Below are 20,499 nucleotides of genomic sequence, written 5' to 3' on the forward strand. Positions count from 1 at the left end.
ACTACCCGGACATGCCTTGGGGGCGGACATCAACAGATTGGCGACAATGCACCGCAGACCAGAGCCTGTGGTGCATTGCCGGCATTCGACGGATTCTCCATGCATGCCGAAAGCGCGATGAAGATTTGCGCTATAGCGTTTTCGGCAGCCCGATGACCGCCAGCGCCGGGTTCACACAGGCATTGTCGCGCCGTCGCTCACCAACTTGCTGGAGTAGCCGACCGAACCGCCTTTCAGATAGCGGACGGAATCGATGCCCTGCCTTTCAGAGCAGAGCTTGACCAGGTTCATGATGGTGATGGCGTCGAGAATCGAGTGGAAATTGCCCTTGTCGTCGAAGCTGATATTTGCGCCATAGACCACGAACAGGACGACTGTATCCTCGGTATTGTCTTTCGGTACGACAAAAGTGTGGATCGAGGACGCCGGCTCATAGAGATACGATCCCGCAGTTTGCGGCTGATCCGCGTATTCTTTGTAGTACCATTTGCCCTTTAGCGTAAATCCGTGCACCGCGCCGGTATGCAGGTGTGCGGGAACGACCGCACCCGGCGCGAAAGTGGCGATGTTCACGGCAAGGCACAATTCCGGGTCCAGCAGCAGCGGTTGAAAGTGGATGCCTGGCCCGAGAGCATCCCTCATGACCGGGATGTCCCCGACGTTCAGTGTCAGAAGCTCGTCCTGCGGTAGTGAAAAGACGGGCGCTTTGATTGGGGTCTGGTCGTTCATGAATTTCTCCTCCTCATGATATCCTCCTCAGGTATAAGTCTTGCAATCTTGGCTGGTCGGCGTGCAGGAGCGCGCCGACGTCCCTCAGTCGGTCTCCTGCGGGTAAACGACAATCTTGACGTCCTTCTCGGGGTCGGCCAACCGAACAAAGGCGTCCGGCACACCCTCCAGCCCGACGTGTCCGGTGATGAGTGGCCTGACATCGAGTTTGCCCGACGCGATGTGGGTGAATGCCTCCACAAATTCGTCAATGCTGAACGCGATGCAGAAGGACAGGTCGATTTCCTTCATGATGGCGTAGCTTGGCTGGAACTTGTCCTGCTCCATGCAGAGCCCCACGACGACGACCTTCGAACAGGGAGCTGCACCGGCCAGAACGTTCTGGATCATGCCCGGAGCCCCGACACACTCGAACACGACCGAAGAGCGGTAGGCGAAGCCCGGAAACATAGGCGTTTGTCGCCCGATGCGCGTCGGGTCGGGAGCTAGAGCGACGGACCGCCACGCTTCGTAAGTCGAAGTCTCTCGGGGATCGACCACGACGTCGGCGCCAAGTTTTGCCGCCATGGCGCGACGCACCGGCGAAAAATCCGCCGCTATTATGGGGCCGACGCCGCGCATTCTCAGGACTGCGATGACCGCCAGCCCGATGGGACCGCAGCCGATCACGATCGGAACGGCGTCAGCGTCGAGGTTGCCGCGATTGACGGCATGCACAGCGACAGCCAGCGGCTCTGCCAGAGTGGCAAGGTCGTTGGGAACATGGTCGGGGACCGCGATCAGCATCGCTTCCGACAGGACCATGTACTGTCCAAAGCCGCCGGGCGTTTCCAATGTCCCAAAGCCCAGCGTGATCGGTTGCGACCGTATCAGGAACGGCGCCGAGACGACTCGCGTTCCGATAGCATGGGTCTTCTTGCATTCCGGCCCGAACTCGATGATTTCGGCGCAGATTTCGTGGCCGAGCACGATCTGCTCATCGGGATTGAATATCTCGATTCCGGCAACAGCCCGGGCACTGGCCAGCAGCTTGTCCCCGTGCGCGACAGTGTGCAGGTCACTGCCACAAATCCCGGTCGCAAGTGTCTTCACCAGCACCTCGCCCCGCCCCGGTTTCGGGATCGGAACATCCGTGAGACTCAAGGTTCCCTGGTGCATTACGACAGCACGCATGTTCATCGCACGTACCTCCCCATATGTGTTTTATGTTTTCTGCCCGGGACCGCACCAACGCCGAATCTACCCTGGTGCCGCCACCGGACTCTGGCCTCAAAGGCGCGCGAGTGTCGGTCTCAGCTTGTTTTTTCTTTGCGACGAGACGGTTCCTCCATCGCCTCATCTTTCCAGGCATTATTATTGGATTGCGGTGCAAAAGACTTGACATTGGGCGACTGCCATTTAGCATTTGACGACTATGGTTGATGTCGTTCGAGGCACGGTCTTGCTCAACTTCGCCGACGTGGTCAGAGATCTCGGCGGCGATCCGGATGCCATTGCCCGTGCACAGGGCGTCAAACCTTCCGCCATAGGTAATTTCGACAGCTTCATTCCCTACTCGAAGATCGCCGGTCTGTTGGGCGCGGCGGCAGACATGTTGGATTGCCCGGATTTCGGCATGCGGCTGGGACAAAGTCAGGACATCTCTTTCCTTGGACCTGTCGCCGTGCTTCTGCGGCATTCAGAAAACGTCGCGGACGCTCTCGAGGGCGTTTGCCGCTATCTTTACGTCTGTGCGCCACCCGACATCGCGCAACTGAAACGTGGGCAGCACACAACGTCCTTCACCTACTCGATCGCTTTACGTTATCTCGCCCACCGCGATCAGATGATGGAAAAAAGCCTTGCGGTAACGATGACAGCATTTCGCCTGCTGCTCGGTAGCGATTTCGTTCCCCTCAAGGTGAGCATGCAGCACCAACGGATATCCCCAATCGAAACATATCGCGGGGTGTTCGGCTGCCCGGTCGAATTCGGGCGCGACGAAAACGCCGTGGAGTTCCCCACGGGTCTCCTGAACAGGGCTATTCCCGGGCGGGACGTTGCCGCGCTCGCCTTGGCGAAAGCCTATCTCGCACCGGCCAGACCCGATCTCGGACTCGCCGATAACGTTCGCGAGATGGCCCACAGACTTTTGAAGATCAATCGTGCCAACCTGATCGCGGTCGCAGAGACTTTGAACCTGCACCCGCGCGTTCTTCAAAGAAATCTGGCGGTCGCCGGCACGGCATTTGAAGATATTCTGGACGATTTGCGCCGTGAACTGTCCGGGCAACTTGCCGCCAGTGGCATGCAAGTTTCACAAATTGCTACAGTTCTCGGCTATTCGGAGCAGAGCAGTTACGCCAGAGCCTGTCGTCGCTGGTATGGTATGTCTCCACGGCAGTTGGCGAACCGGCATGGAACTGAGAATGGCCCATAGGGAAGCAGGCGGTGAGTTCCCCCAGATATCACTACCAGATTAGTAGCGGTCCCTCAGAATGACGATGGCGGAACAGGACCAGATTCTGTCCTCAGATCAGTCCATGGCGTATTGCCGCGGCAGTTTGGCAACACCTTGTTGGCGAGACACTACAACGGGTGGCGAAAAATGCGGATGATCTGCCGTCCTATTTCGTCGGGCGTCAACCGGCCTTCGCGATACCAGCCCGAGATGTTGTTGAGGAGCGTCAGCAGCAGCAGGCGGTAGATATCACGGTCGAGCGCGGGGTCGAGCGGTAGGGCGGCGACCAGATCGCGGAATATCCGTTCGAAAGCATCGCGCTTTTCGACCAGACGCTCGCGGATCTCCGGCGGCGCGGACGCGAAATCGTTCATCAGCGGCATGGTCAATGAGTTGGGGTCGAGCTGGATTTCCAGCATGGTGACGCATGCACCCTCCAGGCGCTCCCATGGGTCGGAGATCGTCGAGATGGCCGCCTGGATCCGGTCTTGCGCCAACTGGAGGGCGATGTCGTGGATGCGGACGAACAGCGCTTCCTTCGACTTGATGTAGTGATAGAGAGAACCTCCTAGCAGTCCCACGCGATCGCCGATATCGCGCACCGAGGTCGCCGCATAGCCGCGCTCGGCAAAGAGGGTGGCGGCGGCCTCAAGGATGTCGCAATGGCGATCGCTTAACCCGCTCTGCCGCAGCGAGCCTGCAAGCCTGCTCTCTGGTCCAACTGTCTCTATCCGGCCCTGCCCTTTAGTCATTGCGTCCCTGCGTCTTTCCATCTGCTGATCGCTACCTGCCAGCACTCTTAATGCAGACACGCGGGTTTCCCGAATCTCTTTGCCGCCAGTTCTCTCTGGCTCCGCAGGTTCGGGGAAAATTTCACGCTTGCGGAGTGTAACAATTGTTTGATACATTGACTACTATCAACTGGGCGGGAGGAAAAGTTGAGCGTGACAGCCAGGGAGACGATGGATTTCGACGTAGTGATCGTGGGCGCAGGACCGGCCGGCCTTGCTGCAGCGATCCGCCTCAAGCAACACGCCGTCGAGTCGGGTCAAGAGATTTCTGTCGTCGTCGTGGAAAAAGGTTCGGAACTCGGCGCGCATATCCTGTCCGGCGCGGTGATCGATCCCTCCGGCCTCAATGCCCTCCTGCCCGACTGGCGGACAGACCCGAACCGGCCGCTCACCACCGAAGTCACCGACGACCGCTTCCATGTGCTGACCGCTACCCGTTCGCTGCGGCTTCCCAATGCGCTGATGCCGCCGCTGATGAACAATCACGGCAATTTCATCGGTTCGCTCGGCAATGTGGCCCGTTATCTCGGCGCTCAGGCCGAAGCGCTCGGCGTCGAGATCTATCCGGGCTTTGCCGCAACCGAAGTGCTCTATGACGACAACGGCGCAGTCGCCGGCATCGCGACCGGCGACATGGGAATCGGCCGCGAAGGCCAGCCGAAGGCCGATTTCACCCCCGGCATGGAGCTTCGGGCTAAATACACGGTCTTCACCGAGGGTGCGCGCGGCAACCTGACCAGGCAGCTTCTCTCCCGCTTCAACCTGACGGAAGGTCGGTCGGTGCAGAAATTCGGCATTGGCATCAAGGAACTCTGGCAGGTCAAGCCGGAGAAATTCCGCGAGGGGCTGGTGCAGCACTCGTTCGGCTGGCCGCTCGACATGAAGACCGGCGGCGGCTCCTTCCTTTACCATTTCGACGACCACCTCGTAACCGTCGGCTTCGTGCTGCATCTCGACTACAAGAACCCGACGCTCTCGCCCTTCGACGAGTTCCAGCGCTTCAAGACCCATCCCTTGATCCGCGACACCTTCGAAGGCGGCAAGCGCATCGCCTATGGCGCTCGTGCGCTCACCGAAGGCGGCTTCCAGTCGGTGCCGAAGCTCGCCTTTCCGGGCGGGCTGCTTGCCGGCTGTGCAGCGGGCTTCATGAACGTGCCGCGCATCAAGGGTTCGCACAACGCCATCCATTCCGGCATGCAGGCGGCGGATGCCGTGTTCGACGGGCTCGCCGCCGGCCGTTCCGGCGACACGCTCGACCCCTATGAGGCCGGCTGGCGCGGTTCGGCCATCGGGCGGGACCTGAAGCCCGTGCGCAACGTCAAGCCGCTCTGGTCGCGGTTCGGCACCATGCTCGGCGTCGGCCTCGGCGGCATCGACATGTGGCTGCAGACGCTTTTCGGCGTCTCGCCCTTTGGCACGCTCAAGCACAAGAAGGCCGATTTCGAGAGCCTGAAACCGCTCTCCGAGGTCACGCCGATCCGCTATCCGAAGCCGGACGGGACGCTTACCTTCGACAAGCCGTCTTCGGTCTTCCTGTCGAACACCAACCATATCGAGGACCAGCCGGTCCATCTGAGGCTTGCCGATCCCTTGATCCCGCTCACGCGCAACCTGCCGCTCTACGGCGAGCCGGCGCGGCTTTACTGTCCCGCCGGGGTCTACGAGGTCGTCCATGCCGACGAGGAGACAAAGACCGACCCTCGTTTCGTGATCAACGCGCAGAACTGCGTGCACTGCAAGACCTGCGACATCAAGGATCCGTCGCAGAACATCACCTGGGTCCCGCCCGAAGGCGGCGGCGGACCCAATTATCCGAACATGTGACGGCGACCGTCACGGAAAGGAATTCCCCATGAGCACAGCCTATATTGTCGACTACCTGCGCAGCCCCTTCGCGCCCGCCTATCGCGGCGCGCTTGCCGGCTTTCGCCCGGACGATCTCGTGGCCGGTGTCATCAAGGCGCTGGTCAACGGCTCCGGCATCGACCCGGCCGAGATCGAGGACGTCAACCTCGGCTGCGCCTTTCCCGAGGGCGAACAGGGCCTCAACATCGCCCGCTGCGCAGCACTCATCGCAGGCCTGCCACAGTCCGTCGGCGGCTCCACCGTCAATCGCTGGTGCGGCTCCTCCATGCAGGCGATCCAGATGGCGGCGGGAGCGATAGCGATGGGCGCCGGCGACGTGTTCGTGGCCGGCGGCGTAGAGAGCATGAGCCGCGTGCCGATGATGGGCTTCAACCCCATGCCGAACCCAGATTGGAGCGACACCCAGCGCACTGCCTTCCTTAACATGGGGCTGACAGCCGAAAATCTTGCGGACCGTTACGACCTTTCCCGCGAAGAGCAGGATGCCTATTCACTCGAAAGCCAGAAGAAGGCGCTCGCCGCACACGCCGACGGAAGGCTTGCCGCTGAGATCGCTCCGGTCGGCGACGTTGCCGCCGACGGCTGCCCGCGCGAAACGGACGCGGACAAGCTCGCCGGCCTGAAGACCGCCTTCAAGGCCGGCGGTTCGGTCACGGCCGGCAATTCCTCGCCGCTCACCGACGGCGCGTCCGCCACACTGGTCTGCTCGGAGGACTTCGTGAAGCGCCACAAGCTTTCGCCGCTTGCCCGCGTCGCCGGCTACGCGATCACCGGCTGTGCGCCGGAGATCATGGGGATTGGCCCGGTCGAGGCGACCCGCAAGGCGCTGAAGCGCGCCGGCATTTCCGCCGCCGATCTCGACGTGATCGAGATGAACGAAGCCTTCGCCGCGCAGGTGCTCGCCTGCTGCCGCGACCTCGACATCGACCCCGCAAGTCTCAACCGCGATGGCGGTGCGATCGCGCTCGGTCATCCGCTGGGCGCGACCGGCGCCCGCCTCGTTGGCAAGGCAGCGCGCCTTCTCAATCGTGACGGTGGGCGCTTTGGCCTCGCCACCCAGTGCATCGGCGGCGGTCAGGGCATCGCCATGGTTCTGGAGGCCGCGTAATCATGACGACGATCAAAAAAGCCGCCGTCATCGGCGCGGGCGTCATGGGTTCGGGCATCGCCGCCCATCTCGCCAATGCAGGGCTCGATGTCGTGCTGCTCGACATGGAGACGAAATTCGCTGATGCCGGCGTAGCCAGGCAGTTGAAGGCCGGCGGCTTCATGGATCCGGCCTTTTCGGAGAGAATCCGCACAGGCTCGACGAAGGGCGATATTGGACTTATCGCCGACGCCGACTGGATCGTCGAGGCGGTCGCGGAAAAGCTGGAGATCAAGCAGACGCTCTACCGCGCCTTGGACGACGTGCGCAAGGCGGGCTCGATCGTTTCGTCCAACACCTCGACCATTCCGTTGCATTCGCTGGTCGGCGGCCTGCCGGAAAGCTTCGCCGCCGATTTCCTCATCACCCATTTCTTCAACCCGCCGCGTATCATGCGGCTGCTGGAACTGGTGTCCGGCAAGGCGACCAGGCCGGAGGCGACAGTCGCCATCCGCGATTTCGCCGACTATGTTCTGGGAAAGAGCGTTGTTCAGGCCAAAGACACGCCCGGCTTCATCGGCAACCGCATCGGCAACTACTGGATCGCTGTCGCGCAGAACGAAGCAATCGCGTTTGGTCTCGACGTCGAGGAGGCGGACGCCATCATCGGCAAACCCTTCGGAATTCCAGCCACCGGCATTTTCGGCCTGCTCGACCTTGTCGGCATCGACCTGTTGCCAACCGCCCTGCGCAGCCTGCAGAACGCCACGCCGGCTGATGACGCGATCCACGACTACGACGCCGAACCGCCGCTGATCGCCCGGATGATCGCCGAAAACCGCATCGGCCGCAAAAGCGGCGCGGGTTTCGTACGCCTATCGGCGGACCGCAAGTCGCGCGATATCACCGATCTCGCGACCGGAGAATACCGGCCACAGAAGACCGTGTCCTCCGATAGCCTCGAAGCTTCGCGCGGCGATCCGCGCGCACTGATGGAACATCCAGGCCTTGGCGGCCGCTATGCCTCCATCGTCATGGAGAAGGCACTCGCCTATGCGGCCGCCCTGGTGCCGGAGATCGCCGACACGCCGGATGCTGTGGACGAGGCCATGCGCACCGGCTACGGCTGGAAGCAGGGTCCGTTCGAACTGATCGATCGCCTCGGCGCCGGCTGGGTGGCTGAGCGTCTGAAGGCTCGCGGCCTTGCCGTGCCGCCCTACCTGGCGCTTGCCGCCGAAAAGGGCGGCTTCTATTCGGTTGTCGACGGTCGGCGTTCCAGCCTGCTGCCGGACGGCGCCATCGAGCCCGTCGCACAGAGCGATGGCGTGCTGCTCCTTGCCGACCTGAGGCTCGCCGGCAAGCCGGTCGAGGACTGGGGCGCGGCCAGCCTCTGGGATCTCGGCGACGGCGTTGCCTGCCTCGAATTGCGCACCAAGATGAACACCTTCAACCCGGATCTGCTCGATGCGATCGGCAAGGCGGTAGAGCGGACGGCCAGGGATTTCCGGGCACTGGTCATCGGCAGTGATTCCCCCGTGTTCAGCGCCGGAGCGGACCTGCGCGTCTTTCTCGACATCGTCGAAAAGGGCGGTCGCGAGGCGCTAGGCGCTTTCTTCGATCACCACGGTCACAGCACCTTCAAGGCGCTCAAATACGCTTCCTTCCCGGTCGTCGGCGCGGCGTCGGGGCCGGCGCTCGGCGGCGGCTGCGAGATCCTTCTCCACTGCGATGCGATCCAGGCTCATGCCGAGCTTTCCATCGGTCTCGTCGAAACCCGCATCGGCGTCATTCCCGGCTGGGGCGGCTGCAAGGAGATGCTGCTGCGCTTCTCTGAGCCTACGGCCGCGCTCCACGGTCCCGTGGCCCCGGCCATCACCGCTTTCAACCTGATCGCGTCGGCCAAGGTATCGGCAAGCGCTTTCGATGCCCGCAAGCTCGGCTTCCTGAAGGCATCCGACGGCATTACCATGAACCGCAGCAGGCTGATCGCAGACGCCAAGGCGAAGGCGCTTGCATTGGTCGAGAACTATGCGCCACCGGAACCGCCGCTGATCTCGCTTTCCGGCCCGTCCGGCGCATTCGCCATCGGCAATATTCTCGACAGCGAGGCCCTGGCCGGGCGTGCCACCCCTCATGACGGCGTTGTGGGACGAGCGCTCGCCAACGTGCTGACCGGCGGACCTTCTGCCGATCCCCTGAAACCCCTCACGGAAGACGACGTGACCGCGCTGGAACGCGAGGCCTTCATTGACCTGCTCGTCACACCGGCCACCCTGGACCGCGTCAGGCACATGCTGGCAACCGGCAAACCGCTGCGCAACTGAACAAGAAGAGGCAAGGAAAGCCCCATGGCTGGCTATATCCCTCCCGTCGACGACGTGACGTTTCTGCTCGGCGAGGTCTTCGACTTCGACGCGCAGATGGCGGCGTTGCCCGGTTACGAAGAGGTCAATACGGATCTCGCTACGAGCATTCTCGAAGAAGGCGGCAAGTTCTGCGCCGAGGTGCTCGAACCCCTCAACCGTCCCGGCGACGAGGAAGGTTGCAGGCTGGAAAACGGATTGGTGACGACGCCGAAGGGCGTCGCCGACGCCTACAGGTCCTTTGTCGAGGCCGGCTGGCCCGGGCTTTCGGGTGACCCGGAATTCGGTGGGCAGGGTTTGCCGCGTGTGTTGCAGATCCTGCTCGATGAAATGCTGTCATCGGCCAACCTCTCCTTCGGCCTGTTTCCCGGCCTCACCCACGGCGCGGTGGAGGCGATTTCCCACCATGCGAGCGATGCGTTGAAGGCGACCTGGCTGCCGAAGATGATCTCCGGCGAATGGACGGGTGCCATGGCGCTCACCGAATCCTCGGCCGGCACCGATCTCGGCCTGCTCACCACCCGCGCCGAGCCGGTCGGCGACGGCAGCTATGCCATCAAGGGTACGAAAATCTTCATCTCCTCCGGCGACCAGGATTTCGGCGGCAATATCGTGCATCTGGTGTTGGCCCGGCTTCCCGACGCGCCGAAGGGCGTGAAGGGCATCAGCCTGTTCCTGTCGCCGAAGTTCCTCGTCAACGAGGACGGCTCGCTCGGCGAACGCAACGGCATGTCGGTCGGCTCGTTGGAACACAAGATGGGCATCCATGCCCAGCCGACCTGCGTGATGAACTATGACGGCGCCATCGGCTGGCTGGTCGGCGAACCGGGACGTGGCCTCAACGCCATGTTCACGATGATGAATGCCGAGCGCCTGTTCGTCGGCATCCAGGGCCTTGGCATCGGCGAGGCGGCCAACCGGAAGGCCGTCGCCTACGCCCGAGAGCGCCTGCAGGGCCGTTCCGCCGACGGCGCGCGCGGCTTGGTGCCTATCCTCGATCATGCCGACGTGCGCAAGATGCTGCTCACCGGCCGGTCGCTGACCGACGCCGGACGCGCGCTCGCCGTTTGGACCGCGCTGCAGATGGACATCGCCGCCCGCCATCCGGACGCGGAGGCGCGCCGCAAGGCTGACGGCCTCGTCGCGCTGCTAACGCCGGTGGTGAAGGCTGCCTTTACCGATTTCGGCTTCGAGATCGCCGTCCTGTCGCAACAGGTGTTCGGTGGCCACGGCTATATCCGCGAATGGGGCATGGAGCAGTATGTACGGGACGCCCGCATCGCCCAGATCTATGAGGGCACCAACGGCGTGCAGGCCATGGACCTGGTCGGCCGCAAGCTGCCAATGGAAAACGGCAATGTGGCACGCGGCTTCTTCGCTCTGGTGCGCGCGGAACTGGCGGCAACCAACGGACCCGCGGAACTCGAGGCGGTGAAGACCGCCGTCGCCTCCGCGCTGGAGGCGTTGGAGAAACTGACGGAAGACTTGCTGGCCAGGGGCGCCGATCCGATGGAGGCCGGAGCGGCAGCCACGGACTATCTGCGTTTCTTCGCGCTGGTTTCGTTCGGCTGGCTGTGGGTGCGCATGGCCGACAAGGCCGCCGGCGGAGAGACGACACCGGTCAAGCAGCGCAAGCTCGCTCTTGCCCGCTTCTTCGCGGCCCGCCTGCTACCGCAGACCGCAGCGCTCGACACGGCGATCCGCGCCGGTGCTGCCGATATCATGGCGCTTGACGCCGATCTGTTCTGATTGAACTTTTTACCGGGAGGAGAAAACCATGCTTGGCATGATGATGAATGCACCGCTGCTCATATCATCGATCCTGCGTCATGCGGCCACCTACCACGGCGGCGCGGAAGTCGTGTCGAAGACCGTCGAGGGACCGATCCATCGCTACACCTATGCCGATCTTTCGAAGCGCAGCCAGAAGCTCGCCAACGCGCTGCAGAAACTCGGCCTGCAACACGGCGACCGGGTCGGAACGCTGGCCTGGAACGGCTACCGGCATCTGGAGCTCTATTACGGCGTTTCCGGATCGGGCCTGGTGTGCCACACGATCAACCCGCGCCTCTTCCTCGAGCAGATCGGCTTCATCATTGAACACGCAGGAGACAGCGTGATCTTCGCCGACCTTACCTTCCTGCCCATCCTCGAGGCGCTCGCTGACCGGCTCACGCCAATGAAGGCGGTGGTCATCATGACGGACGAGGCGCATATGCCCAAGTCGGAGGTGCTGCCGGACCTCGTCTGTTACGAAACCTTGATCGACGGCGAACCGGATGAGTTCGACTGGCCGGTATTCGACGAGAACACCGCATCCGGCCTGTGCTACACCTCCGGCACCACCGGAGACCCGAAAGGCGTGCTCTACAGTCACCGCTCAAGCGTGCTGCACGCCATGGCGATGGTCATTCCCGATGTCCTCGATCTCTCCGCGTCCGACGCTGTCGTGCCGGTGGTGCCGATGTTCCACGTCAACGCCTGGGGCCTGCCGTTTGCTGTCCCGATGGTTGGCGCCAAGCTGGTCATGCCCGGTCCCAATCTCGACGGCGCCAGCCTGCATACGCTGTTCGAGAGCGAGGGCGTGACGTTCACCGCCGGCGTGCCGACAGTCTGGCTCGGCCTGCTCGACTGGATGGACGCGCACGGCCAGAAGTTCCCAACGCTGAAGCGCGTTGCGATTGGTGGGTCCGCCACACCGCCGGTCATGATCAGCCGCTTCCACAATATGGGCGTCGCGGTGCGCCATGCCTGGGGCATGACGGAGACAAGCCCGATCGGTCTTGCGGCGACGCTGCTTCCGAAACATGGGAAGCTTTCAGCCGAACGGAAACTCATGCTGGAGGCCAAACAAGGCCGCCCGCTGTTCGGAATGGAGTTCCGTATCGACGGCAGCGACGGCAAACCGGTGGCGCGCGACGGCAAGGCCTTCGGCTCCATGCTGGTGCGGGGTCCCTGGGTTGCCGGCGGCTATTACAATACCCCGGAGAGCCCGGCCCATGCCGTCGAAGGCTGGTTCGACACCGGCGATGTGGTCACCATGGATGAGGATGGCTTCGTGCAGATCGTCGATCGCACCAAGGACGTGGTGAAATCCGGCGGCGAGTGGATCAGCTCGATCGAACTGGAAAATATCGCGCAGGCCCATCCCGCCATCAAGGAAGCGGCCGTTGTCGCAGTGCCTAATGCCCGTTGGGGCGAGCGCCCTGTTCTCGTCGTCGTCGTCAAGCCCGGCCAGACGTTCACCCGCCACGACATGCAGGATCTCTATACCGGCAAGATCTCCAAATGGAGTATTCCCGACGACGTCATCGTCGTAGATGAACTGCCGCATACCGCAACTGGCAAGCTGCTCAAGACCGCGATCCGCCGGCTCGTGCTCGATGAATACGCAAAGCATTTACCGGACCCGACGCTGGCGTCCTGACGAGAGAGTCTAAGATGGCCGACGATGCACAGACCGTGAAGCTCTATATCGATGACCTCACGGTCGGCCAGCGCTTCACCAGCCTTTCCCATGTCATGGAACTCGACGAAATCCTGGAGTTCGCCGGACGCTACGATCCGCAATTCTTCCATCTCGACGAGGAACTGGCCCGCGACAGCCTGTTCGAAGGCCTGGTCGCCAGCGGCTGGCACACCGCCGCAACGGCCATGCGGCTCATGGTGCAGAGCCTGCCGCTTGCCGGCGGCCTGATCGGCGCGGGCGGGGAAATCTCCTGGCCGCGCGCAACGCGGCCCGGCGACCGGATCCATGTGGAAAGTGAGGTCATGACCATCGCGCCGTCGCGCACACGGCCGGAACGCGGTCTGGTCACTTTCCGAAGCGAAACGATCAACCAGAACGGCGAGATCGTGCAGGTGTTTACGCCGAAAATCGTCTCCTGGCGGCGGGATGCCGGAGAAACTTGCTTAAAGAACGGAGGTCTCATCGACTAAGTGGCCAGCGATCGGTGAAAGTTATGGTGTCGCCGCACCACGCAATGGGCTGATCGCTGCTGGTTGACGAAGGATGATGCCGAGACCGTCCAGTGACCTGAAAAGAAAACCGATTCTATCATCAGCTCGAAGCGCAGCACCTCTGCACCCAGCTTCTAGTCTTAGTTAGGAGGTCGAATGAATACACAGCTTACGAGTCGGACGGCATTGATGACGGGAGCCAGCCAAGGAATCGGCGAGGCTGTCGGGCGTGCACTGCATGCAGGAGACGTGCTGTGCTGACGGTTGCCCGCGACAAGCAGGCAACTGCGGCATGATGAGGTCTATATGCGTCGTAAAAAACTGCCCACACAACCTGAGACCTCACCGACATCGTTGCTAGTAAGCGGCCGTATTCCGATGGCAGCTTTGATCCAGACGCGCGCTGTCGCGGAATATCTGAACTTCCGCCATGCCGCCAACGCACTCGGTGTCAGCCTGTCAAGCGTCAGCGCCCGAGTGAAGACGCTGGAGGAAGACCTTGGCATCCTCCTGTTCGAGCGTCATGCGCGAGGCGTGCGCCTGACGCAAGCAGGCCGGCACTTCGTTGAGCTTGTCGCGGCGGGCTTGGATCAACTTGACTATGCCGTGAAGGCGGCCGGCATGGCAGCGTCGGGAGAATGCGGCCGCCTTCGCATCGGTGTCCACGCCCTCATCCCTGGCAGCTTCCTCGGAGAGTTGATCGAGCGATACCGCGAAGACCATTCTTGCATCGAGGTCGAGATCGCCGAGGGCACAGCCCGCGATGCCGTCATGCAGCTTCGCGCCGACCGATTGGACATCGCATTCGTGGCCGGAACACCCGAATTGCCCGATTGCCATACGCGGCGAATCTGGACCGAGCTGCTTCTGGCCGCGCTGCCGGAGCGGCATCCGCTTGCCGGGCAGTCGGCCGTCACCTGGGCCGATCTGGCGGCCGAGACTTTCCTTGTCCGCCACGGTGGCACCGGGCCGCAGGTGCATAACCATATCGTGCTGCGCCTCGCCGGGCGCTGGTCGGCGCCGTCGATCCTTCGTTTCGATGTCGAACGCGGCACGCTGCTGTCTATGGTCGGACAAGGCTTCGGCATCACCATAGTCGGTGCGGCAACGTCGCTGCTGCCAACATCCGGTGTGGTTTTCCTGCCCATCACGGATGAGCCCGAGCCAGTGGTGTTTTCGGCCATCTGGTCGCCGTTCAATCAAGGCGCTGCACTCCGAAACCTGCTCGCACTCGCCAGAGAAATGGGCCGGGCCGATCCAGCCGGATTGCGCCGCCGCGATTCGGATCGTCCGGCCGCGCACCTGTAGCAACGGCGGGCGACAGCTTAAACACGACCCGTCCTATTTACCGCCGACAGTATCCGACAGCCCTCCCGCATCCTCTTTCCTATTGCCTGTCCCGATTTTGCCTACTCTCTGATCGGCTCCGTCTCTTTTGCCGATTGGAGCCCGTATGCGCGGAGGCCGAATACTCTGGGGGCAGATCGCCGTCGTCTTCATCATCGTTCTGGTGATGACCTGGGCCGCGACGCAATGGGTCGCCTTTCGCCTCGGCTTCCAACCCCAACTCGGTAGCCCGTGGTTCGAGCTGGCCGGCTCGCCGATCTACTATCCGCCCGCTCTGTTCTGGTGGTGGTATGCCTTCGACGCCTACGCGCCCTCAATCTTCGTCGAAGGCGGCATCATCGCCGCGTCTGGCGGCCTTGCGGCCATCGCCGCCGCCATCCTCATGTCGATCATCCGCGCGCGCGAGGCGCGCAATATCGCGACCTTCGGTTCGGCACGATGGGCCGAGGACAAGGAAATCCGCACCGCCGGTTTGCTGGGCCCTGATGGTGTCGTGCTGGGCCGTTACGCCCGCGACTATCTGCGCCATGACGGCCCCGAGCACGTCCTATGCTTCGCGCCGACCCGCAGCGGCAAGGGAGTCGGCCTTGTCGTGCCGACACTGCTGACCTGGCCAGGTAGCTGCATCGTCCACGACATCAAGGGCGAGAACTGGACGTTGACGGCCGGCTTCCGGGCGAAGCACAGCCGCGTCCTGCTGTTCGATCCGACCAGCGCCAAATCCTCAGCCTACAATCCGCTGCTGGAGGTGCGGCAGGGCGAATGGGAAGTCCGCGATGTGCAGAACATCGCGGACATATTGGTCGATCCCGAAGGCAGCCTCGACAAACGAAATCACTGGGAAAAGACGTCCCATTCGCTGCTTGTCGGCGCCATCCTGCATGTCCTCTATGCCGAGAAGGATAAAACGCTGGCAGGCGTCGCCAACTTCCTCTCCGATCCGCGTCGCCCGGTGGAAGCAACGCTGCGCGCCATGATGGACACGCCGCATCTCGGCGAAGCCGACGTGCATCCCGTCATCGCCTCATCAGCCCGCGAACTGCTGAACAAGAGCGAGAACGAGCGGTCGGGGGTGCTCAGCACGGCCATGTCGTTCCTGGGCCTTTACCGCGATCCGGTCGTGGCGCGAGTCACGGCGCGCTGCGACTGGCGGATTGCCGATCTTGTCGGAAGCAAGGAGCCGGTGACGCTCTACCTTGTCGTGCCGCCGTCCGACATCAATCGCACCAAACCGCTGATCCGCCTGATCCTCAACCAGATCGGCCGCAGGCTGACCGAAGAGCTGACCACATCCGGCAAGCGCCATCGTCTGCTGCTGATGCTGGACGAGTTTCCGGCGCTCGGCCGCTTGGACTTCTTTGAATCCGCGCTGGCATTTATGGCCGGGTATGGCCTCAAATCCTTCCTGATCGCGCAGAGTCTCAATCAGATCGAGCGCGCCTACGGGCAGAACAACGCCATCCTCGACAACTGCCATGTCCGCGTCGCCTTCGCCACGAATGACGAGAGAACCGCGAAGCGCGTGAGTGATGCGCTCGGCACCGCGACCGAGATGCGCGATTCCACCAACTATGCCGGACACCGCCTCGCGCCGTGGCTCGGGCATCTGATGGTCTCACGGCAGGAGACCGCGCGGCCGCTGCTGACGCCCGGTGAGATCATGCAACTTCCGCCCACAGACGAAATCGTCATGGTCGCGGGGACGCCGCCGATCCGGGCGAAGAAGGCGCGTTACTTCGAGGACGCGCGATTTCAGGAACGCATCCAATCCCCGCCCGATCTGACCACCGCGGCCGCCAAGCTGAATCCGTCCGCCGATGATTGGACGAGCCGCGTCATTGCGACAGCGGACCAATCCGCCACGAAGCCAGCCAGCGGAGCCGAGGGTGACCCCGCCAATGCCGGCATCCGCCGCGAGCCGGAATTGCCCGAGCATGAGGAAATCGTCACGCCGCCGTCGCCAGCGCAGGAGTTCGACATTCTGGACGACGAGCCGGACGTGGATGCCGCCAAGGCCCGTGCGCTGCGCTCGCGTATGCGCATTGTCGCGCGGCAAGCGTCGCTGGACCCCAATGACGGCATCGAGCTTTGAGGGGCTGCCGATGACAAACCGGACCCGCATGAACGTCTACTTCACCCCGGACCTGCTCAAGCAGGTCGAGGCGCTGTCATTGCGGCGCAAGGTGTCGAAGTCCGCCATCATCGAGGCCGCCGTCGCGTCCTTCCTGTCGGGGGATACGTCGGATCGGCTGGAAGCGGCCATGTCGCGCCGCCTCGACAAGCTCGGCCGTCAGATTGACACGCTCGACGAAGATATCGCCGTGCTCGGCGAGACCCTCTCGCTGTTCATCCGCTTCTGGCTGACCATCACGCCGCCATTGCCGGACTCCGCGAAAGAGTCGGCACGGGCGAAAGGGGTGGAGCGGTTCGAGGGTTTCATGCAGACGCTCGGCAAGCGTCTGGCGACTGGAGACAGGTTTCTGAAAGAGTTGTCGCGGGATGTCGATTCGCTTCACGACAGTTCATCGCAAGATCAGTCCGAGGCTGACGGCAACCAGCGCTAAGTGTTCAACCCATCCTATTTGCCGCCGTTCGCCGCCGATGCCCGCACGCGCTTAAATACTTGTTGAACCGGCCCGATTTCGAGCTTTCTTAATCGACCCCGATGCGGGGACCGTCTGTCGAGCGCCCCGTGAAGAACGGGGCCGAGATGAGTGCCAATCACCACAAACCGGAGGCGATCGCACGCGGCGCGCGCATGTTGCGCACGGCGCTCGGCGTCTCCATCGCGCGGTTTCTGGAAGACCCCGTCGTGGTCGAGGTGATGCTGAACCCGGACGGCCGCATCTGGGTCGATCGGCTTTCCGAAGGACTGGCCGACACTGGCGAGATGATGTCGCCCGCCGATGGCGAGCGCATCGTGCGCCTGGTCGCCCATCATGTCGGCGCGGAGGTTCATCCGCGAGCCCCGCGCGTCTCGGCCGAGCTTCCCGAAACCGGCGAGCGGTTCGAGGGGCTTTTGCCGCCGGTCGTCGCGGCTCCCACCTTCGCCATCCGCAAGCCCGCCGTCGCGGTGTTCAGCCTCGACGATTATGTGGCGGCGAACATCATGTCCGCCGATCAGGCCGCGACGCTGCGCGCGGCCGTCGCATCCCGCTCCAACATCCTCGTGGCGGGCGGCACCAGCACCGGCAAGACCACGCTCACGAACGCGCTGCTGGCCGAAGTTGCGAAGACGCAGGATCGCGTCGTTATCATCGAAGACACGCGCGAGCTGCAATGCGCCGCGCCAAACCTTGTCGCTATGCGGACGAAGGATGGCGTCGCCACGCTCTCCGATCTGGTCCGCTCCTCGCTGCGCCTGCGCCCCGACCGTATCCCCATCGGCGAGGTACGCGGCGCTGAAGCGCTCGACCTGCTCAAAGCCTGGGGCACGGGCCATCCCGGCGGCATCGGCACCATTCATGCCGGAACCGGCATCGGCGCACTGCGCCGGCTCGAACAGCTCATTCAGGAGGCCGTCGTCACCGTCCCGCGCGCGCTGATCGCCGAGACCATCGACCTCGTGGCCGTCCTTTCCGGGCGCGGCTCCGCGCGCCGGCTGGCCGAACTCGCCCGCATCGAAGGACTCGGCACCGACGGCGATTACCGCATCACCCCCGCAACCAGCCCGACAGGAGACCCTTTATGATCCGCAAAGCCCTACGCCTCCGCCGCCATATCGCGACGGCCGCGACCGTCACGTATGTCAGCCTGTTCATGGCGCCCGCCGCCCATGCCTCCGGTTCGTCCATGCCGTGGGAAGCGCCGCTCCAGAGTATCCTTCAGTCGATCGAAGGGCCGGTCGCCAAGATCATCGCCGTCATCATCATCATCGTCACCGGCCTGACGCTGGCTTTCGGCGATACGTCCGGCGGCTTTCGCCGGCTGATCCAGATCGTGTTCGGCCTGTCGATCGCCTTTGCCGCGTCGAGCTTTTTCCTGTCGTTCTTCTCGTTCGGCGGCGGGGCGCTCGTCTGATGGCGGCCGTCCTCGAACAGATCGACGCGGTGCCGGGCTTCACCATTCCGGTCCACAGGGCGCTGACCGAGCACATTTTGCTCGGCGGCGCTCCGCGCGCCATCGCCATCATGAACGGCACGCTGGCCGGAGCCGTGGGCCTCGGCCTGCGCCTCTGGCTGGTCGGCCTCGCCATCTGGGCCATCGGTCACTTCGCGGCGGTCTGGGCGGCGAAGCGCGATCCGCTGTTCGTGGAAGTCGGCCGCCGGCATCTGCGCATCCCCGGTCATCTGGCTGTTTGACGGAGGCGCACGATGATGAACCTTGCCGAATACCGCCGCACCGCCACCCGTCTCGCCGACTATCTGCCCTGGGCCGCACTCGTCGGCTCCGGCGTCGTACTCAACAAGGACGGCAGTTTTCAGAGGACGGCGAAGTTTCGCGGTCCTGATCTGGATTCCGCCGTCGCCGCCGAGCTGGTCGCGGTTGCCGGCCGCATCAACAACGCCGTGCGCCGCCTCGGCTCCGGCTGGAGCATCTTCGTCGAGGCGCAGCGCAGCGAGGCCGCGACCTATCCTGACAGCACCTTTCCCGACGCGGCGTCCGCGCTGGTCGATGCGGAACGAAAGGCCGGGTTCGAGGAAGCGGGCACGCACTTCGTGTCGGGATACTTCCTGACCTTCCTCTATCTGCCGCCGGCCGAGGACGCCGCGCGAGCGGAAACCTGGCTCTACGAGGGCCGCGAGCAATCCGGCGTCAATCCATGGGAGGCTCTGCGCGGTTTCACGGATCGCACCGATCGTGTGCTGGCGCTGCTCGACGGCTTCATGCCCGAATGCCGTTGGCTCGATGACGGCGAGACGCTGACCTATCTGCATTCCACCATCTCGACCAACCGCCATCGCGTGCGCGTGCCAGAGGTGCCGATGCATCTCGACGCGCTGCTCGCCGATCAGCCATTGACCGGCGGGCTGGAGCCGCGCCTGGGCGATCGGCATTTGCGTGTGCTTACCATCGTCGGCTTTCCGACCGCGACGACGCCCGGCCTGCTCGACGAGATGAACCGGCTGGCTTTCCCGTATCGCTGGTCCACCCGCGCCATCCTGCTCGACAAGACCGATGCGACCCGGCTGCTGACCAAAATCCGCCGCCAATGGTTCGCCAAGCGCAAGTCGATCGCGGCGATTTTGAAAGAGGTGATGACCAACGAGCAATCTGCGCTCGTGGACACCGACGCCGCGAACAAGGCCACAGACGCCGACATGGCTCTGCAGGAGCTCGGCGCGGATGTGGCGGGCATGGCCTATGTCACCGCCACCGTCACGGTCTGGGATGCCGATCCCCGTCTTGCCGATGAGAAACTGCGCCTGGTCGAGAAGATCATCCAGGGCCGCGATTTCACGGCCATGCCCGAAACCGTCAATGCCGTCGATGCCTGGCTCGGCTCACTGCCCGGACATGCTTACGCCAATGTCCGTCAGCCGCCCATCTCGACGTTCAATCTCGCTCACATGATCCCCCTCAGTGCCGTGTGGGCGGGGCCGGAACGGAATGACCATCTGGGTAGCGCCCCCTTGCTGTACGGCAAGACCGAGGGTTCGACGCCGTTCCGGCTTTCCCTTCATATCGGCGACGTGGGGCACACGCTCGTCGTCGGCCCGACTGGTGCGGGCAAGTCCGTGTGTGGATCGGCATGGAATAGGAACCCTGTTGGAGGGGTGATCGGCGTCCAAACGGGACCCCACTGACGGCGGGGTTCACAGTGGTTTCCGGGATGATCGGGAGCCAGTGCTGGGATGCTGGTCGTGGAGACAGTGGCAAAGATCCGGCGCCTGCACCGGGTGCAGGGCAAGTCGATCAAGGCGATCTGTCGTGAGCTCGGGATTTCGCGAAAGGTGGTCCGGAAGGTTCTGCGGT

Annotated in this window: 16 protein-coding genes and 2 pseudogenes; 15 read left to right on the top strand and 3 right to left on the bottom strand. The window is 63.3% G+C overall.

Annotation, left to right across the window (positions count from 1 at the left end):
• Positions 1-171 precede the first annotated feature (171 nt).
• Together ROTAS13_RS02225 and ROTAS13_RS02230 are read right to left on the bottom strand one after the other, a co-directional pair.
• On the bottom strand, positions 172-729 hold the full coding sequence (locus tag ROTAS13_RS02225) for a 2,4'-dihydroxyacetophenone dioxygenase family protein (protein ID WP_075821420.1): 558 nt from the start codon (positions 727-729) through the stop codon (positions 172-174).
• A gap of 84 nt (positions 730-813) precedes the next feature.
• Positions 814-1,908 carry a zinc-binding dehydrogenase gene (locus ROTAS13_RS02230; RefSeq protein WP_216348572.1) on the bottom strand — a complete coding sequence of 365 codons (1,095 nt, stop codon included), beginning with the start codon at positions 1,906-1,908 and terminating at the stop codon, positions 814-816.
• A 262-nt stretch (positions 1,909-2,170) separates the two neighbouring features.
• Between ROTAS13_RS02230 and ROTAS13_RS02235 the strand changes: the two genes are divergently transcribed.
• Positions 2,171-3,148 carry an AraC family transcriptional regulator gene (locus tag ROTAS13_RS02235; protein ID WP_171979017.1) on the top strand — a complete coding sequence of 326 codons (978 nt, stop codon included), beginning with the start codon at positions 2,171-2,173 and terminating at the stop codon, positions 3,146-3,148.
• 149 nt (positions 3,149-3,297) lie between these two features.
• Here the strand turns inward: ROTAS13_RS02235 and ROTAS13_RS02240 are convergent, their stop codons facing one another.
• Complete coding sequence (locus ROTAS13_RS02240) at positions 3,298-4,077, bottom strand: TetR/AcrR family transcriptional regulator (protein ID WP_252571349.1); 780 nt, start codon at positions 4,075-4,077, stop codon at positions 3,298-3,300.
• Positions 4,078-4,131: 54 nt separating this feature from the next.
• On the opposite strand from ROTAS13_RS02240, the gene ROTAS13_RS02245 reads away from it, so the two are divergent.
• The 14 genes and pseudogenes from ROTAS13_RS02245 to ROTAS13_RS27970 all read left to right on the top strand — a co-directional run.
• The gene (locus ROTAS13_RS02245; RefSeq protein WP_216348573.1) at positions 4,132-5,784 is read left to right on the top strand and encodes an electron transfer flavoprotein-ubiquinone oxidoreductase; all 1,653 of its coding nucleotides are present in this window, start codon (positions 4,132-4,134) and stop codon (positions 5,782-5,784) included.
• Between the two features lie 28 nt (positions 5,785-5,812).
• Complete coding sequence (locus ROTAS13_RS02250) at positions 5,813-6,934, top strand: thiolase family protein (RefSeq protein WP_075821424.1); 1,122 nt, start codon at positions 5,813-5,815, stop codon at positions 6,932-6,934.
• 2 nt (positions 6,935-6,936) lie between these two features.
• Complete coding sequence (locus ROTAS13_RS02255) at positions 6,937-9,237, top strand: 3-hydroxyacyl-CoA dehydrogenase/enoyl-CoA hydratase family protein (RefSeq protein WP_075821425.1); 2,301 nt, start codon at positions 6,937-6,939, stop codon at positions 9,235-9,237.
• A 24-nt stretch (positions 9,238-9,261) separates the two neighbouring features.
• Positions 9,262-11,025, top strand: a complete 1,764-nt coding sequence (locus ROTAS13_RS02260; protein ID WP_075821426.1) for an acyl-CoA dehydrogenase C-terminal domain-containing protein — start codon at positions 9,262-9,264, stop codon at positions 11,023-11,025.
• A 28-nt stretch (positions 11,026-11,053) separates the two neighbouring features.
• Positions 11,054-12,703 (top strand): long-chain-fatty-acid--CoA ligase, encoded by a 1,650-nt coding sequence (locus ROTAS13_RS02265; protein WP_075821427.1) that lies wholly within the window; start codon positions 11,054-11,056, stop codon positions 12,701-12,703.
• 14 nt (positions 12,704-12,717) lie between these two features.
• Entirely contained in the window at positions 12,718-13,215 is a 498-nt protein-coding gene (locus ROTAS13_RS02270; protein WP_075821428.1) for a MaoC family dehydratase, read from the top strand.
• A gap of 408 nt (positions 13,216-13,623) precedes the next feature.
• Entirely contained in the window at positions 13,624-14,544 is a 921-nt protein-coding gene (locus tag ROTAS13_RS02275) for a LysR family transcriptional regulator (RefSeq protein ID WP_253187622.1), read from the top strand.
• Positions 14,545-14,689: 145 nt separating this feature from the next.
• Positions 14,690-16,675, top strand: coding sequence for a conjugal transfer protein TraG (locus ROTAS13_RS02280; RefSeq protein ID WP_075821430.1), 1,986 nt, complete (start codon positions 14,690-14,692; stop codon positions 16,673-16,675).
• Positions 16,676-16,685: 10 nt separating this feature from the next.
• Entirely contained in the window at positions 16,686-17,147 is a 462-nt protein-coding gene (locus ROTAS13_RS02285; RefSeq protein WP_075821431.1) for a CopG family transcriptional regulator, read from the top strand.
• 146 nt (positions 17,148-17,293) lie between these two features.
• A complete protein-coding gene (gene trbB / locus ROTAS13_RS02290) occupies positions 17,294-18,274 on the top strand; it encodes a P-type conjugative transfer ATPase TrbB (RefSeq protein ID WP_075821432.1) in 981 nt (326 codons plus the stop codon).
• Positions 18,271-18,603 (top strand): TrbC/VirB2 family protein, encoded by a 333-nt coding sequence (locus tag ROTAS13_RS02295; protein ID WP_075821433.1) that lies wholly within the window; start codon positions 18,271-18,273, stop codon positions 18,601-18,603. The genes trbB and ROTAS13_RS02295 overlap by 4 nt, the downstream gene beginning before the upstream one ends.
• Positions 18,603-18,884: a VirB3 family type IV secretion system protein gene (locus tag ROTAS13_RS02300; protein ID WP_075821434.1), complete on the top strand. Its 282-nt coding sequence runs from the start codon at positions 18,603-18,605 to the stop codon at positions 18,882-18,884. The genes ROTAS13_RS02295 and ROTAS13_RS02300 overlap by 1 nt, the downstream gene beginning before the upstream one ends.
• Before the next feature lie 12 nt (positions 18,885-18,896).
• Positions 18,897-20,264: pseudogene (locus ROTAS13_RS02305) on the top strand (conjugal transfer protein TrbE); the annotation flags it as partial.
• Between the two features lie 114 nt (positions 20,265-20,378).
• Positions 20,379-20,499 (top strand): annotated as a pseudogene (locus ROTAS13_RS27970) (helix-turn-helix domain-containing protein); the annotation flags it as partial.

Source organism: Roseomonas sp. TAS13 (genome assembly GCF_001950415.1).
Lineage (GTDB): Bacteria > Pseudomonadota > Alphaproteobacteria > Acetobacterales > Acetobacteraceae > Roseomonas > Roseomonas mucosa.

Excerpts from the sequence above, each read along its gene's own strand:
- ROTAS13_RS02250 (WP_075821424.1), top strand. The coding sequence starts at position 5,813 with ATGAGCACAGCCTATATTGTCGACTACCTGCGCAGCCCCTTCGCGCCC.
- ROTAS13_RS02245 (WP_216348573.1), top strand. The coding sequence starts at position 4,132 with ATGGATTTCGACGTAGTGATCGTGGGCGCAGGACCGGCCGGCCTTGCT.
- trbB (WP_075821432.1), top strand. The coding sequence starts at position 17,294 with ATGAGTGCCAATCACCACAAACCGGAGGCGATCGCACGCGGCGCGCGC.
- ROTAS13_RS02240 (WP_252571349.1), bottom strand. The coding sequence starts at position 4,077 with ATGTATCAAACAATTGTTACACTCCGCAAGCGTGAAATTTTCCCCGAA.
- ROTAS13_RS02295 (WP_075821433.1), top strand. The coding sequence starts at position 18,271 with ATGATCCGCAAAGCCCTACGCCTCCGCCGCCATATCGCGACGGCCGCG.
- ROTAS13_RS02270 (WP_075821428.1), top strand. The coding sequence starts at position 12,718 with ATGGCCGACGATGCACAGACCGTGAAGCTCTATATCGATGACCTCACG.
- ROTAS13_RS02260 (WP_075821426.1), top strand. The coding sequence starts at position 9,262 with ATGGCTGGCTATATCCCTCCCGTCGACGACGTGACGTTTCTGCTCGGC.
- ROTAS13_RS02225 (WP_075821420.1), bottom strand. The coding sequence starts at position 729 with ATGAACGACCAGACCCCAATCAAAGCGCCCGTCTTTTCACTACCGCAG.
- ROTAS13_RS02265 (WP_075821427.1), top strand. The coding sequence starts at position 11,054 with ATGCTTGGCATGATGATGAATGCACCGCTGCTCATATCATCGATCCTG.
- ROTAS13_RS02285 (WP_075821431.1), top strand. The coding sequence starts at position 16,686 with ATGACAAACCGGACCCGCATGAACGTCTACTTCACCCCGGACCTGCTC.
- ROTAS13_RS02300 (WP_075821434.1), top strand. The coding sequence starts at position 18,603 with ATGGCGGCCGTCCTCGAACAGATCGACGCGGTGCCGGGCTTCACCATT.
- ROTAS13_RS02255 (WP_075821425.1), top strand. The coding sequence starts at position 6,937 with ATGACGACGATCAAAAAAGCCGCCGTCATCGGCGCGGGCGTCATGGGT.
- ROTAS13_RS02280 (WP_075821430.1), top strand. The coding sequence starts at position 14,690 with ATGCGCGGAGGCCGAATACTCTGGGGGCAGATCGCCGTCGTCTTCATC.
- ROTAS13_RS02230 (WP_216348572.1), bottom strand. The coding sequence starts at position 1,908 with ATGAACATGCGTGCTGTCGTAATGCACCAGGGAACCTTGAGTCTCACG.